This is a genomic window from Flavobacterium sp. WC2416 (assembly GCF_041200095.1).
GTDB lineage: Bacteria > Bacteroidota > Bacteroidia > Flavobacteriales > Flavobacteriaceae > Flavobacterium.
In genome coordinates this window covers 2,150,502-2,168,033 of record NZ_CP165626.1, presented here as the reverse complement: position 1 = coordinate 2,168,033, position 17,532 = coordinate 2,150,502, and the positions used below count along the sequence as shown (strand labels likewise).

The window sequence follows — 17,532 nt, the reverse complement described above, 5'->3', positions numbered from 1 at the left end:
ATATTATTTTACCACCGTAAATTTTGTTTTTAATAAATCTGTTGAATTCCCTCCAACCATCACTTCAAAATCACCTGGTTCTACTACTCTTTTCATCTCACGATTCCATAATGCTATTTCATCAGCAGTCAATGTAAATTCTAGATGTTGGGTTTCTCCTTTTTTAATAAAAACACGTTTGAAACCTTTTAATGTTTTTCTTGGTGTAGTTACAGTACTATAAATATCATTAATGTACAATTGCACTACTTCGTCTCCGTCATAATTACCCGTATTTTTAACATCGATACTTACTTTTATTTCTCCATCGATTTTAATTTCATTGGTATTTAAAGCTAAATTCGAATATTCAAAAGTCGTATAACTCAATCCATAACCAAAAGTATATAACGGATTTTCACTCTCACTTACATATCGATGTATTGCTGATGGTTTTTGATTGTAATAAATTGGCAATTGCCCAACCGATTTTGGAAAAGTAATCGGTAATCTTCCTCCTGGATTGTAATCGCCAAATAAAACATCGGCAACAGCTTTTCCTCCAGCTTCACCTGGAAACCATCCTTCAACAATAGCAGGAATATTATCATTAATCCAATTTACAGAAAGCGGACGACCATTTAACAACACACAAACTACTGGAGTTCCTGTTTGCTGAATTGCCTCTATCAATTCTTGCTGCATTCCGTGCAAGTCTAAAGTAGCAACATCTCTATTCTCTTCTACTAATTCATTCGATTCTCCTAACACTACAATAGCAACATCGGCTTTCTTAGCAATATCAATAGCGGGTTGCAAGTTGATCTTATCTAAGTTCCAACGCAAATGGGCTCTGGCTCCCCAGCCTCCTTCCCACATTTCGATGCGGACTTTGTATTTTTTACCTGCTTCAATATTTTTGGGAGTCGTAACGATACTCGTTGCTCCTTTGGTCCAGTTGTCAATAACCAATTGATCGTCCACCCACATTCTGATTCCATCATCAGAACTTAAACCCAACCATCCATCAAATGATTTTTCGGATTGGATATAACCTGTCCAACGAATCGAGAAATCATCATCATTCACTCCTGCCCCTGGATTCCAAGGCCAGTCAAATTCCAACTGACTATCAATTCGAGTCAATGCTGGCGTTCCTTCTATATTTCTATTATTGAAATATTCTCCTTTTAATCCGTGTTGCGAACCATCAGGTGTAAATAAATATTTGGATGGAATTATTTGTCCTTTTACAATTAGTGGAACTCCTTCTTCATAAAGTACATTAGCCTTATCGCCAACCACTTGTTGAATTCCTTCTAAAACAGTAGTTCCCACTTTATTTTTTACAGCATAACCACCCAATCTTGACTCATTGGCATTTGGTCCAATAACTGCAATGGTTTTGATATCCTTACTAAGAGGCAATAGGTTGTTTTGATTTTTCAACAATACAATCGATTTATGTCCTGCTTCTAAAGCTACTGCTTGGTTTTCTTTCGAATGAAAACGTAACTTAATTAAACTTTTATCGGTATAAGGATTTTCAAAAAGTCCTAATAAAAACTTCAATCGCAACACACCTCCCGCAGCACGGTCAATATTTGCCATGGTTAATTTTTTCTCGTTTACCAATTCAATCAGTGTTTGTTGCCAGAACTCATTGGTAAAATCATAAAACTGCATATCTACACCAGCTGCAACCGCTTGATGAATACTTTCTTTTGGAGAATCGGTAACATAATGCGTCGTTTGAAGGTATTTTATCGCACCCAAATCAGAAACAACAATTCCTTTAAAACCCCATTCGTCTCGCAAAACATCCGTTAATAACCAATGATTTTCAGCACAAGGAATTCCGTCTAATTCGGAATAAGCACACATTGTTCCCAAAGCACCACCTTTTCTAAATGCTTTTTCAAAAGAGGGAAGATGATCTTCACGCGCCGAACGCTCTCCAACTAAAATAGGAGACGAATTTCCTCCAGCTTGCGGAATTCCGTGAACAGCAAAGTGTTTTGGCTCAGCAATTATAGAACGGTCAGAAGTTAAATCATCTCCTTGCATTCCTTTAATCATTCCCAATCCAATTTCGCTATTCAAATACGCATCCTCACCAAAAGTCTCCGCTACTCTTCCCCAACGCGGCTCACGGCCTAAATCTAAATTGGGGCCTAAACCAAAATGAACTCCGTGAGCTCTGGCTTCCGTACCAATAACTTGCCCCACTTTACCCATTAAATTGGTATCCCAAGTAGCTCCCAAACCAATATTCATTGGAAAAGCCGTACTTCCTTCATCTAAATAACCGTGAAGCATCTCACACATAATCAGCGCTGGAATTCCCCAACGGTTATTTTTAATTACTTCTTTTTGAAGATCATTAATCATTTTTGCCGAACGAGGATAAATATCGTGAATAGCACCTATTCCCAGTTTTCCAATTTTAGCATCCGATTTTGTTTTCGAAAAATCTTCATTTTCTTTAAAGTATTCGCCTTTGTACATATCCATTTGACGCACTTTCTCTTCCAAAGTCATTCGGCTCAACAAATCTTGCAGTCTATTTTCGACAGGAAGTTTAGCATCTTGATAAGGATATTTTTTTTGTGCAAAGCCTTGGTTTAAAAAACCGAGTAGCATTACTAAAATAAAGGGTATTCTTTTCATTATTTGGTGGTATTTTGGGTAGTGTATTAATTAATTCTGAATCACTTTTAGCGTATTTCCATTCACAAATTCATCATGTGAAATAAAGAAACTATCGTGTTTTTTTCCGTCTAATAGAATGGCTTTTATTTTACCATCAGTATTAATTTCTCTTTCAATGACTATACTTTTCTTTTTATAGTATTTTGGATCCAATTCTATCGTGATTTTATCAAAAAGTGGGGTAGTAATCGCATACAATGGCTCGCCTGGAGCAATGGGATAAATCCCCATCATAGAATACACTAACCAAGCTGACATCGTTCCTGTATCATCATTACCAGGTAATCCATTGGGTTTGTTTTGAAAGTATGTAGCAACTAGTTTTTTAACCAATTCTTGGCTTTTCCATTCTTCTCCTTTTAGATAATTAAACAAATAAGGATAAGCGATATCTGGTTCATTTGCCATATCAAATTGCTTGCTATCAAATACTTTTTGCAACTGATTACTGAACGATTTATTTCCTCCCATTAATTTTATCAAGCCTTTAATATCGTGGGGCATCATAAAAGCATATTGCCAAGCATTGCCTTCAATAAAACCTATATTTTCTTCAAAATTAGCTCCTGACAATGGATCGAAAGGTTCGTACCATTTCCCATCTGGAGTTCTAGGATGCAATAATTTTAAATTTTTATCGAATAATTTACGGTAGGATAAGGAACGTTTTCCAAAACGATCTGCATCTTCTTTTTTCCCTAAGGCTTTCGCCAAAAGTGAAATAGCAAAATCAGATGCATTGTACTCTTGTGTTGTAGAAATAGGTCCTCTATCTTTAGTCGTTAAATATCCTTTTTCAATATAATCTTTCAGTCCTGGACGTAATGGATTATTTTCAATTTGATCTGCGCCTTTCAACATCGCTTCGTAGGCTTTTTGCACATCAAAATCCTGAATGCCTTTTAAGTACGTGTCAGCAATTACGATACTAGCAGGGTCACCCACCATGGTAAAAGTTTCGGTAGAATTCAATTCCCATTTAGGCAACCATGCATTTTCATCATACATTTCTAACATGCTTTTAATCATATTGGATTGTTGCTGTGGATAAGCCAATGACATTAATTGATGTAAATTCCGATACGTATCCCAAAGTGAAAAAACGGTATAACGAGTCCCATCTGTCTTCCCTATTTTCTCTCTTTTTATTTCAGGATATTCTCCGTTGACATCATTTAAAATATTGGGATGAATTAAAGTATGGTACAATGCGGTATAGAAAATAGTCTTATTCTCTGTGGATCCACCTTCTACTAAAATTTTAGAAAGTGCCTCGTTCCATTCGTCATAGGTTTCTTTATAAACCGTTTCAAAGGATTTGTTTGCAGTTTCTTTTTCTAAATTTTCACGCGCATTTGCAATACTTACATACGAAACTCCAATTTTAACTTCGACTGTTTCGGCTTTTTCAAATTGATAAGTAAAATAAGTTCCTATACTGTCCCCTACAACCATTTTGGTGGTATTATCCATCATTCTAGTTTTGCCATTGTAGGTCATCCATTGTGCTTCTACACCTTCATATTTGGATGGTTTTTTCCAAACTCCGAAAGTAGCTGCTGGCTTAGAAAATTTTGCAACAAAATAAACAGGATAAGCAGCTTCTGGACTATTGTAACAAAACGAACCAACGGAACGCATTCCTTCAATTTCAGTATTTGACACCACTTTTACCATCGCACCTTCTTCATTGGTTAAACCTAAACCTAGATTTAATAAAATATTGGATTGTCCTTTGGGAAAAGTAAACTTGCTTACTCCTACTCTTTTGGAAGTTGTAAACTCCGCTTTGATATCGTATTTGTCAATATTAAGTCCATAATACCCCGTTTTTGCCACTTCCTGAGAATAAGTTGAACCGTATTTTAAATGATTGATTTCTACAGCTCCAGTTGTAGGCATAATCAGTATTACCCCTAAATCGGGACAGCCTACACCGCTTAAATTTACTTGACTAAATCCTGTTAAAAATGTATTTTCATGAACATAGGAATTTGATAACCATCGACTGTCTTTTTCTAAAGGCAAATTTTGTGACCCAGCTACGTTGAACGGACTGATACTTGCCATTCCTCTAGGTGCAATAGGACCCGGAAAAGTAGCTCCATAATTAGAAGTCCCAATAAGTGGGTTTACAAAATCTGCTGGTTGTTGCCCGTACACACTACTACCACCAAAAGTCAGCAGTAAAATAAGCAGTGTATTGGGTATAGTAATTCTATTTTTAAAAAACATACATTTTAATTTTTCTATCGGTTAATCTTTTCAATTTTTAAAGTCCAAGCTTCTTTACAAGGTAAATTATTTCTTAAACTTTCTGGAATGATAACTCTAAATCCTTCGCCTAGTTTTGTCCATTTTAATTTTAATGAAGAACCTAACATTGTAATTTTTGTTCCTTTTTTTGGACTAATTGATTTTACCACAAGTTCTGAAGGAATTTTATTTTCTCCTGTTTTTGCCATATAAAACAAGAAAACATTTCCTACTTTGTTTTGAGTCATACAAATATTATTTTCCTTGTAAGGAGCAATAGGTTTCGTATTATAAATAGCAGTACTATTTACTTTCATCCAAGCTCCATATTGTGCTAATAAATCATAAGCTCCTTGCTGCCATTCTCCATCAGGACCTGGAGCTACATTTAATAACAAGTTTCCTCCTTTAGCTACAACATCTATCAACATTTGAATTCCTTGCCTTCCTGTCATGTATTTTGCGTCCGGAGTATAGGACCAACCACCACCAGAAGTGATACATGATTCCCAAGGATAAGGCAACGTTTTTTCGGGAACACGATTTTCAGGTGTCAAATAATTTTGATTTTTACCGTGAACCGCTCTATCTACTACAATCAATCCTGGCTGTTTTTGACGTGCTTCCACGACTAATTCATCCATTTTGATGTCTTGGTCAACTACTCTATGTTTTATAAATCCGTTTCCTGATTCATTCTCTGCAAACTTTTCAACATACCCTTTTTTCACTTCATTTTCTGGTGTTTTAGCAACCCAACCACCATCAAGCCATAAAATATCTACTTTACCATAATCAGAAAGCAGTTCTAAAATTTGGTTATGAGTAAAATCAGTATATTTTTTCCATTTATCTGGGTAAGTAGCTGGATCATAATTTACATTTCTGTCAAAAGGCGGGAAATAAGGATTCCAATAGTTTTTGTTATGCCAGTCCGGTTTAGAAAAATAAGCTCCAATCCACATTTTTTCTTTTCGAAAAGCATTAAAAACTTCTTTTGTAATGTTTGCTCTAGGGTTTGTACTAAAAGCACATTCGGAATCGGTTACTTTATAATCAGAATATTTAGTATCAAACATATTAAATCCGTCATGGTGTTTTGTAGTAAATACCATGTATTTCATACCAGCAGCCTTAGCTACTTTGGCCCATTTTTCAGGATTAAATTTCACTGGATTAAAAGTCTTTTTTAATCCTTCGTAATCTTTTACGTAAGTATTATAATTTGCTGGATCGCTTCCCTTTGTACGTTCACACCATCCATAATCTTCCGGGCAAATTGACCAAGATTCTACAATTCCCCATTCACTATAAGTTCCCCAATGCATCAACAAACCAAACTTTTTTCCTTGCCATTCATCTAGATTTTTTAATACTAATGGATCTGTTTCTGGTACATATCGTTCATCTTCATATATGGCCTGCGAAAATAGTTGTGCCGAGAACAACATCGCGAGTATTACTATTCCTTTTTTCATCTTTCGTCTATTTATAATTTTTAATCAACTTTAATTTTAAAATCTTATTTAGTTTCGTTACTTAAAGAATAAGGCACATTTTCAGGTTTACCTGCCCAATCTTTATTAGGAATATCTCCTAAATTAAAATCTAATTTCCCTCCTTTTTGAATGTCTTCAAATTTTAAATAACTATTAGAATACGTCTTCCCGTTTAATGAAGCAGACTGAATATAAAAATTGCTTTGAGAGTTGTCTTTTGCATCAATCTCAAATGTTTTTCCATTTTCTAAATGAAGTATTGCTTTTTTAAACAATGGGCTTCCTATTACATATTGATTCACTGCTGGAGTCACTGGATAAAAACCAAGTGAACTAAACACATACCAAGCCGATGTTTGTCCGTTATCTTCATCACCACAATATCCATCAGGAGTAGCAGCATATAATTTAGTTAACACTTCTCTTACTTTTTGCTGTGCTTTGTAGGATTGATTAGCATAATTATACAAATAAATCATGTGTTGTATTGGCTGATTTCCATGAGCATAATTCCCCATATTAGCCACTTGCATTTCTCTAATTTCGTGAATAGTTTGTCCGTAGTATGAATCATCAAAACTTGGTGGCATTGAAAAGACTTCATCTAGTTTTGAAGCAAATTTATCTTTACCGCCCATCAAATTAATTAAACCTTGTACATCATGAAAAACAGACCACGTATAGTGTAAACTATTTCCTTCTGTAAATGCATCTCCCCATTTTAATGGATTAAAAGGACTTTGAAAATCACCTTCTTTATTTTTACCTCTCATTAAATTTACTGATGGATCAAATACATTTTTATAGTTTAACGATTTCTTTAAATACGTATTGGCAATATCAGTTTTGCCTAATTTTTGAGCCATTTTACCAATAGTAAAATCAGCAAAAGCATATTCTAAAGTACGTGCTACATTTTCGTTTATTCTTACATTATAAGGAACATATCCTAAACTATTATAATAATTAAGCCCTTCACGACCAACTGAACTTACGGGTCTTCCTTTCTCAACAGTTGCATTTTTTAACATGGCTTCCAACAGCAACTCTCCATTGATATTTTTACCACCTTTTAGAAATGCATCTGCAATAATCGTAGCCGAATTTGACCCAACCATACAATCTCTATGTCCTGGACTTGCCCACTCTGGTAACCATCCTGACTCTTTATAAGTGTTTGCTAGACCATCCATGATATGACTATTCAATTCAGGGTACATCATATTAAAGAATGGAAATACTGCCCTAAAAGTGTCCCAAAATCCATTATCAGTAAACATATAACCTGGATTTACTTTTCCGTTATAAGGGCTATAGTGTACTACATTGTTATTCTTATCAAACTCGTAGAACTTTCTTGGAAATAACAATACACGGTATAAACTAGAATAAAATGTTCTAATGTGATCTATATTATCATCTTCTACTTGAATTCTACTTAATTCTTTTTCCCAAGCTTGTTTTGCTTTTTCTTTGGTTTGTTCAAAAGTATCAGTACCAATTTCTTTATCTAAATTCAATTGCGCTTGTTCTGGACTAATAAATGATGAAGCTACTTTTACATGTACCACTTCGCCTTTTTTAGTTTTAAAACCAATAATTGCACCTACATGTTTCCCCTCACTTTCAGTAGAGTTTTCCATTAATTTCCAACCATCAGTCCATGTATCGTTGATTTCAAAATCTTTATCAAACTCGGCCACAAAATAATTATGGAAGTTATCCGGAACACCACCACTATTATTACGACAGTATCCAATTATTTTGCGTTCAGCTGGAATAATTTTCACCATCGATCCTTTAAAAAAGGCATCTAACATGATGTATGAAGTTTTAGCTTCTGGAAAAGTAAATTTAAAATGAGCTGCTCTTTCCGTTGGGCTCACCTCTGCAGTCACATCATAATCTGCTAAATAAACAGAATAGTAATATGGTTTTGCAATTTCGGCTTTGTGAGAAAACCAAGATTCACGCTCGTCTTCTTTATATTTTAAATCTCCTGTTACTGCCATCAATGAAAAGGCAGCGTAATCATTAATCCAAGGACTTGGCTGATGTGTTTGTTTAATCCCTCTAATTTTATTATCATCATACTTATAACACCAACCATCACCCATTTTTGATGTCGTAGGGGTCCAAAAGTTCATTGCCCAAGGGGTCGCAATTACAGGATAAGTATTTCCATTAGATAAACTATAATCAGAATCAGTTCCCATCAACGGATTAACATAATCTACAACATTGACTGCTTTTTCTGTTGTTTTTAAAAATTCAATTGTCTTATTCGAACAAGAAAAACACAATAAATAAACTAAAAATTTTAAATATTTCATATCTTAATTAATTACAATTTCATCAAAAAACATAAATACACTTTCTCCTTTTGGAGATTTCTTCAAATTGATTGCTATTACCTTTACAAATTTGGCATTTATAGCATTAAAATTAATTATAAAATCTTTTAATTCCGATTTTGAATTGGTAACAAATGGATGTAAAAGTTGCCCCATTTCTTTATAAGTAACTCCGTCATTTGAAACTAATACTTTTATTGCTATTGGAAAAAATATACCAGCACCTTGATTTTCAATCGAACCTAATCTTACCTCATTGATACTTTGAGCAGCTCCCAGCTCAATAACAGCTTCCATATCATTAGCTAACCAAGCTTGCCATTGACCATCATGAAAATCCTTAGTACCTCTAATAATATTTACTAAGCTTAATGGACTGTTTCCTTTATAATTGTCATTGTACGACGTTTTAAAACTTATTTTACTGCCAAACCCTTTATGAAATTGAATGGTATCTATAAGGACTTTTCCTCTTGATTTATCATTTTCGAATAGAGAAGCTTTTAAGATTGTTGTTTTATTAAGAACAATCGAATCTGTATATTTGATTGGATTATGAGTTAAACTTTTATCGCCAAAAACATAACGAATATCTTTTTTTTGCAATTCATTTTTCAACGCCACTTTCACTGTTTTATTTTTTAAATCAGCAGTTGAAGAAGAAATTATTAGATAAGCACTTTTAGCATAATTTATTCCTAAATAATCAAAACGATTCAATAAACTAGGTAATCTATTAATAAAACTTTTCCAACTTCTCACTTCTTTTGGGCTCCATACGGCTTCCGCCAAAGCAGCTAATCTTGGAAAAATCATATATTCTGATGCTGATGGAGTAGTAATATATTCCGACCATAAATTAGCTTGACCACCTAAAACATGTTTAGCTTCAGCAGGAGTCATTGATTCTACAATAGGATCAAATTCATACACTTTACTCAATGGAAGAAAGGCATCAAAAGCTAATGGTTCTTCGTTTTGCGGACCTTGATAAAAGTTAATATAACAATGAGAATCTGGTGTCATAACTATATCATGTCCTTGCTCTGTAGCTTCAATTCCACCTTTGGTTCCTCTCCAACTCATAACAGTTGCATCGGGAGCTAGACCTCCTTCTAAAATCTCATCCCAACCTATCACTCTTTTACCTTTAGAATTGATGTATTTTTCCATTCTTTTTACAAAATAACTTTGTAATTCATGGGTACTTTTCAATCCTTCATCTTTCATTCTTTTTTGGCAAAACGGACAAGTTTCCCAATTAGTTTTGGTTGCCTCATCTCCTCCAATATGAATATATTTAGATGGAAAAATAGCAAAAACTTCATCTAATACATTTTGCAAAAATTCAAAAGTAGAATCTTTACCTGCGCAATAAATATCAGTAATTGGCCAAACTCCTCCAGAAGGAACACCAATCTGTTGGTTAAAACAAGCTAACTCAGGATAAGAAGCAATAGCACTACTTACGTGTGCGGGCATCTCTATTTCTGGAATTATTTCAACATTTTTTGATTGTGCATATTTTACAATTTCTTTTAGTTCCTCTTGTGTCAAAAATCCACCATAAGTCCCTTTTTCATCTGCATTGACCTTACGTCTTGAATTCCAAAATAGATTTTCTTGATTTACTCTCCAGCCTCCTACTTCGGTTAATTTAGGGTATTTTTTGATTTCAATTCTCCATCCTTGATCATCTACTAAATGCAAATGCAATACATTCATTTTTAGCATCGCCAAGCGATCAATTGTTTCTAGAACATATGCTTTATCGAAAAAATGACGGGATAAATCCAGCATCAATCCTCTCCATTGAAAACGGGGCTCATCAGTGATAGTCACATTAGGTACTTCCCATTTTACATTAGGAACAATGGACTTACTTTCGATCGCAGTTGGCGATAATTGTCTAATAGTTTCAAGAGCATAAATAAAACCTGCATTTTCCTTAGCTGTAACAATTATAGCTTTAGCATTAACTTCCAATTTATATGCTTCTCTATTAAGGTTTTTATCTACTTTAAACAAGATATAATTGCTTTTTGGCACCTTTGTCGCAAATTGCGGTTTCCAGCCAGCTGCAGCTTCAAACTTGTTGATTAAAGCAGTTGCAATCTCTTTTTGAGAATTTCCATTTACGATAAACCTAGTGGAATTAGAAAATTGAAATTTTCCCTTATTCACAATCATCTTAGCAGGTACAGGGATAATATGAATATCTTTCTCTGTGAGTGCATTTTGACTCACACAAGATCCAGAAATACCTAGCAGTATTGCTAAAATTAGTGTTTTTAATCTACTCATTTTTATTGGTTTAAGGTTGGTGTAATTTTAAATTGGTATTGGTAGATTTTATCTAAAAGTCTATATTTCTCCATTGGCCAGGACTGCCAACTGTCAATTCCTCCAATTCCCATTTGTTTGAAATCAATCTTTAAACTCGTCAAATCTCTTTCCATAATATCAGCGGCATTTCTCTGATCTTTTTCTAATCCATCATCACAGTCATCCATTAGATAATGCAAAGCGGTAATCCCTAATAAATCTTCTGATTCTACTTTTAATTGTATTTTATCATTCGATAAATTCAGCCAGCGAACATCTGTTTTATTTCCCGTTTCTTGTGGACGTATATAGGGATAATATTGTTCCGATACGGTTTGCTTGTACAAACCTACATGCGAACTGTAATTTCTATCTATATAATTTTCATGTGGTCCTCTACCATAATATTCCATGGTGTTGAATGTTTTTGGTACTACCAATTCCATCCCAAAACGAGGCAACATAGGTTCTTCCTTGGTTTTATCAATATTCAAAACTTGCTGAACACTCAATTCTCCGTTACTATTGATTTCATAATTCAAAGCTAATTCAGCAGCAACCTCTGGCAAACTATAAGTTGCTTTTACAATTATTTTATTGTCTTTTGTAATTGTAAAATTCCAAGATAACAACTTTGGATTTTCCATTGCCTCTTTCCATGGCAATAGTCTTTGTTGCAATCCTGCTCCAAAATCATTGTCATTTGGCGCACGCCAAAAATCTGGTCGCAATTGATAGCCTTCTTTTAAAATAGTCTGATTATCATAAGTATAACCCGAAATAAATCCTGTTTTTTTATCGAAAATGATCTCCGTTTTATCACTTTTAAAAACTGTGGAATTTGGATTTTTTAAAACTATAATTTTTGCAGCTCCTACAACTTTTGCGTCATTTTTCCACCGCCCTACTAAAATAAGTTGTTCAGTAGCTATTTCGAAATCTTTCGGTAAAAATGGTTCCTCTTCTTGTAACGTATAACTTACATTTACGAAAGCTTCTTGAAACTTTTTCCCTTGTAGATTTATAAGCAAAACATACTCTTTAGATTGTTGTGGATTAATATCCAAAGAAGCAATTGTACCATTACTATCTTCTACTCCATCCAACATTAATTTCCAATGCAGATTCACATTTGATAAATCTTTGAAGAAAAATTCATTAAAAACTTTTATAGTTGTTGCCTCTTTATTACTCCAAGAAGTTCCAATATTTTGATATACATTTCGCATTTCAAAAGCATGAGGATTTGGTTGGCGCTCTGGGTTAAAAACACCATTGTTCAAAAAATTATTGGCACTAGGAACATCTTTTGGACCAAAATCTCCACCATAAGCAAAAACCTTCTTTCCGTCTTCCCTTGTTTTATATACAGATTGGTCTATCATATCCCAAACAAAACCACCTTGAAAATTTTTATGTGCGCGAAATACATCCCAATAATCCTTGAAATTCCCCATTGAATTCCCCATGGCATGTGCGTATTCACTTAAAATATAAGGGCGCTCCGGATTTGGATTCGCAGCAATATATTCTTCCATTGCTGTTGGTGCGCTGTACTGCGGATCAATAATATCTGAATCCCAATCGAATTTCATGTTTTTACCATCCCATCCTGCATAGGAAGCTCTTTCGTACTGAATAGGTCTTGAAGCATCTCTATTTTTCAACCATAAATAGGCACGATAAAAATTATAACCATTTCCACCTTCATTACCCATACTCCAAATAATTATCGAAGGGTGATTTTTATCTCTTTCGACCATTCGGCTTATTCTTTGAAAATGTGCTAACTCCCAAGCGGTTTTGTTTCCTAGGGTTTTATCAACATCATAGCCCATTCCATGTGATTCTAAATTGGCTTCATCAACCAAATAAATTCCATATTTATCACACAATTCATAAAAATATTCATCATTAGGATAATGAGACATTCTAAGCGCATTGATATTGTATTGCTTTAATATTTGAATATCTTGCTCCATGCGGGCTCTAGAAATCGTTTGTCCCGTTGTAGGGTCTGTTTCCATACGATTGACACCTTTTATGTAAACCGCTTTACCATTTACTAAAAGTTGTCCTCCTTTGATTTCTACTTTTCTAAAACCTACATTTTGCGTAATCACTTCGACTACATTCCCTTTTTTATCCTTTAAAATAAAATTGAGTTGGTATAAATTTGGAACTTCAGCACTCCATTTTTTTGGATTATCTACAGCAAGATTAAAAACTAATTTATTGGTTGTATTTAGTTTTTGCGTATTCGAAAGAATAGTTTTCGCACCTTCTTTCAATTCTACTTCTAAGAAATAAGAATCTTTTTTATTATAGCCAGAAAATTCAGTTGCAATTTTTAATGTCCCGTTTACATACGAAGCATCTAAATCCGGCGTAACTTCAAAATCTTTAAGATGCACTTTATTCCTTGCATACAAATAGCTTTCTCTAGTGATGCCACTCATTCGCCAAAAATCTTGACATTCTAAATACGAGCCATCACTCCATTTCATCACTTTTAGCGTAATGGTATTTTTTCCTGTTTTTAGAAAAGAGGTAATATCGAATTCTTGAGGTAATTTACCATCTTCGCCATAACCAACATACTGTCCATTTATCCACACAGTAAGATTGGATTTGGCTGTTCCTATGTGTAGAAAAATTTGTTTCCCATCCCAATTTTTATCGATGGTAATTGCTCTTCTATAAACGCCTGTAGGATTGTATTTTGTTGGGACAAAAGGGGGATTTATAGCAATATATTTAGCAAAATCGTAGGTTGTATTGGTATAAATCGGATAACCATAACCGTTTACATCCCAATTGGCTGGAATTTTAAAATCATCCCAAGTTGTATCATTAAAATCACTTTTTTCAAATCCACTAGGCAAATCATTCGGACTTGCTACATATTTAAATTTCCACAATCCATTGATGTCCAAATAATTTTCGGAAAGTTTCCAATTATTTTTGGCTAACAAAGCTTCATTTTCATACACAAAATAGGAAGCGTGCATAGGTTCTCTATTATCGGCATTGATTTTTTCATTTAACCAAAAAGGTGTTTCCCCCTGTGCAAAAGACGGAGCTACCGACGCAAGTATAAAAGTGAATATAAAGAGTGTATTTCTCATTAAAAGTTACAAATTATTTATCCCAAGTCATTTTGAATTTAGCATCTTCCATTCGGTTTCCTTTTTCATCATCGCAAACTGCATAGTTGAAACCAGAACGCAAACTATATCCAGAATACTCCCCATTTTTATTAAGTGCGATAAAACCAACTTGCAAGTACTCCATATCTTTATGTTTTTTATGCTTGTTGTAAATGCGCTCGGTGATTTCTTTACAAGCATCAAAGGGTGATTTTCCTTGACGCATTAATTCTACTACCATAGCACTTCCTGCAGTTCTTATTACCGCTTCACCTAATCCAGTAGCTGCTGCTGCACCAACTTCGTTATCTAGAAAAAGACCCGCACCAATGATTGGGGAATCACCAACGCGTCCGTGCATTTTCCAAGCTGCGCCACTTGTAGTACAACCTCCTGCCAAATTACCCTCTTCATCAATCATGAGCATACTAATAGTATCATGATTTTCTATATTGATAACTGGTTTATATTTCGATTCATTTAGCCATTTTTTCCAATCCTTTTCGGATTCTGGAGTTAACAAGTTCTCCTCTACAAATCCTTCCGATAAAGCAAATTGTAATGCTCCTTGACCTGATAACATAACATGTGGAGTGTTTTGTAAAACTCTTTTGGCTACCGAAATAGGATGCATTATCCCTTCCAAAAAAGAAACTGAACCACAATTACTATTGTGATCCATAATACAAGCATCTAGCGTTACTTTTCCTTCACGATCAGGATATCCCCCATAACCCACGCTTCTAATATTGGGATCAGCTTCAGGAATTTTTAAGCCCGATTCAATCGCATCTAATGCAGGTTTTCCTTGTTTTAATTGTACCCAAGTTTCAGCATTGGCAGGCAAACCATGATTCCAAGTAGAAATGATTACTGGTTTTTTAGTTTTTTTTAAATCCGTTACTTTTTCTTCCTCTACTTCATTAGCAACACTTTTAAAGCTAAAAAAGGAGCCTACAGCAAGTGTTCCTAAAGTTGTTCTTTTTATAAAATCTCTTCTGTTTGACATGATTTTGATTTTTTTAATTATAAATTTTAGAGGATAATGCCATGCTGTTATTGTTGCTTTTAGGCACATTACCCATTGTAAAAATTAAAGTCCCTCCTTGCATAATTTCATTATGCGTAATATAATTTCTATTCATTTTTTCACCATTCAATTCAATAGATTGGATATAAATATTATCTTTAGAATTATTCTTTGTCTTAATAACAAATGTTTTATTATTCTCTAAATTTAAAGTAGCGGTGTCAAACATTGGTGCACCAAAACTATAAATACTTTGTGCTGGATTTACTGGATAAAAACCTAATGAGCTCAATATATACCAGGAAGACATTTGTCCACAATCTTCATTACCACAATGTCCATTTGGCTCGTTTTTATATTGCGTTTCTAAGATCTCTCTCACTAACTTTTGGGTTTTCCAAGGTTTATTAATATAATTATATAAATAAGCCACATGATGACTTGGTTCGTTCCCGTGCGCATATTGCCCAATCATCCCTGTGCTAAAAATGGGTAATTTGTCTTCTGGGAATGGTTTTAAAGTGAACATAGAATCTAACTTTTTTTCAAATGCATCCTTTCCACCAACCACTTTAATTAAACCTTCAATATTTTGAGGAACAGACCAGAAATATTGCCATGCGTTACTTTCGCAGAAATAAGGAGTATAATCTTTTGGTATAAATTCTTTTAAAAACTGCCCGTTCTTAAATTTTGGACGCATAAAATTACTTTTTGAATCATAAACATTTCTCCAATTCTCTGAACGTTTTATGAAATATTTATAATCGGTTCCTTTATTTAATGCTTTTGCAAATTGAGCCAAACACCAATCATCATATGCGTATTCCATCGTTTTTGAAACCGACCAGTTATCGCCGCTTTCATCAGCTGGAACATATCCTAAAGTTTTATAACTATCATATTGTCTTGAATCAACCATGGAGCTTTCTTTACACGCTTTATAAGCCAACTCTACATCAAAATTTTTAATTCCTTTAAAATAAGCATCAACAATTACTGGAATAGCGTGATTTGCAATCATCATATTGGTTTCATTTCCTTGCAAAGACCACACGGGCAATAATCCTGTTTCTTTATAATGAGCTAATAAAGAATTGATCATACTTGACACCCTTTTTGGGTGCAAAATAGTGTACAATGGATGTGCAGCTCGGTACGTATCCCATAATGAAAAGGTATCGTACCGATCAAAAACCTGAGCATTATGAATTTTACCATCAGCACCTTTGTAATCCCCATAACAATCACTTAAAAGTGTGGGTGCTAACATGGATTGGTACATCATGCTATAAAAAACCTTCTTCTTATTTTCATCAGCGGTGGTTACCTCTATTTTTTGTAATTCTTTCTCCCACAAATTATTTGCCCGTTCTTTGTATTTTTCAAAATTAAAATCGGGTGCTTCCACTTGTAAAGACTTATAAGCTCCCTTAATAGTAGCCGTTGAAAGCCCTGTTTTTAAAATGATTTCCTCATTATCAGTTGTCTTATAATTTAAAACAATTTTTGTTTTTACGGCTTCAGCAGGACTCGTTGTCAATGAATCATTTTTGTAAATTTGATAGGATTCAAAAGGTTTAGAAAGTTTTATTACAAAATATGCCCTTTGGTCTTTTGCCCAACCAGTAGATTTTCTATACCCTTCAATAGTGGTATTATCGACTACTTTTATATATGTTTTTGTGGGAGCATCCCAATTTAAAGCATACCCCAAATCGATATGAATTTGTGAAGCATTATCTTTAGGAAATGTATATTTATGAATACCTGTTCTGGCAGTTGCAGTTAGCTCCGCTTTTATACCAAAATCCAATAAATCTACAGCGTAATAGCCTGGAAAAGCTTTTTCTTTTTCATGTGAAAAACTAGAAAAAGGCATGAAGTTATTATCTTTTATTCTATTTACAAATCTACTGTTGGTGGGCATTATTAGAATATCATACAAATCGCCGGCACCAGTACCCGTTAAATGCAGGTGTGAAAAACCGGAAATAATAGAATCTTTATAATAATAACCAGCAATTCTATCCCAACCTGGAATCCCAATATCTGGACTTAACTGTACCATTCCATAGGGCACAGTAGCTCCAGGATAGGTATTCCCCGGACCATCTGTGCCTATAAAAGGATTTACATAATTGGTTAATTGAACATGGCCTGATTCATACCGACCGCAATTATATATTAGGGCTAGAAAAACTATATATAGTAGACCATGTTTCATT

General features: G+C 34.2%; 8 protein-coding genes. All 8 read right to left on the bottom strand.

The annotated features are described in order from the left end of the window. Positions 1 to 3: 3 nt before the first annotated feature. From AB3G39_RS09250 to AB3G39_RS09215, 8 genes are read right to left on the bottom strand one after another with little or no spacing between them, the layout of a single operon-like run. Entirely contained in the window at positions 4 to 2,649 is a 2,646-nt protein-coding gene (locus AB3G39_RS09250) for a glycoside hydrolase family 3 N-terminal domain-containing protein (RefSeq protein WP_369765017.1), read from the bottom strand. A gap of 30 nt (positions 2,650 to 2,679) precedes the next feature. Further along, a complete protein-coding gene (locus tag AB3G39_RS09245) occupies positions 2,680 to 4,926 on the bottom strand; it encodes a GH92 family glycosyl hydrolase (protein WP_369753918.1) in 2,247 nt (748 codons plus the stop codon). A 14-nt stretch (positions 4,927 to 4,940) separates the two neighbouring features. Next, positions 4,941 to 6,425, bottom strand: coding sequence for an alpha-L-fucosidase (locus tag AB3G39_RS09240; RefSeq protein WP_367770369.1), 1,485 nt, complete (start codon positions 6,423 to 6,425; stop codon positions 4,941 to 4,943). A 44-nt stretch (positions 6,426 to 6,469) separates the two neighbouring features. Continuing rightward, positions 6,470 to 8,779, bottom strand: a complete 2,310-nt coding sequence (locus AB3G39_RS09235; RefSeq protein ID WP_367770370.1) for a GH92 family glycosyl hydrolase — start codon at positions 8,777 to 8,779, stop codon at positions 6,470 to 6,472. A 3-nt stretch (positions 8,780 to 8,782) separates the two neighbouring features. After that, the gene (locus AB3G39_RS09230; RefSeq protein WP_369769304.1) at positions 8,783 to 11,104 is read right to left on the bottom strand and encodes a beta-N-acetylhexosaminidase; all 2,322 of its coding nucleotides are present in this window, start codon (positions 11,102 to 11,104) and stop codon (positions 8,783 to 8,785) included. 2 nt (positions 11,105 to 11,106) lie between these two features. Next, entirely contained in the window at positions 11,107 to 14,253 is a 3,147-nt protein-coding gene (locus AB3G39_RS09225; RefSeq protein ID WP_369753920.1) for a glycoside hydrolase family 2 TIM barrel-domain containing protein, read from the bottom strand. A gap of 13 nt (positions 14,254 to 14,266) precedes the next feature. Further along, positions 14,267 to 15,283: an isoaspartyl peptidase/L-asparaginase family protein gene (locus tag AB3G39_RS09220; protein WP_367753500.1), complete on the bottom strand. Its 1,017-nt coding sequence runs from the start codon at positions 15,281 to 15,283 to the stop codon at positions 14,267 to 14,269. Between the two features lie 13 nt (positions 15,284 to 15,296). Next, positions 15,297 to 17,531, bottom strand: a complete 2,235-nt coding sequence (locus AB3G39_RS09215; protein WP_367770375.1) for a GH92 family glycosyl hydrolase — start codon at positions 17,529 to 17,531, stop codon at positions 15,297 to 15,299. Position 17,532: the final 1 nt, after the last annotated feature.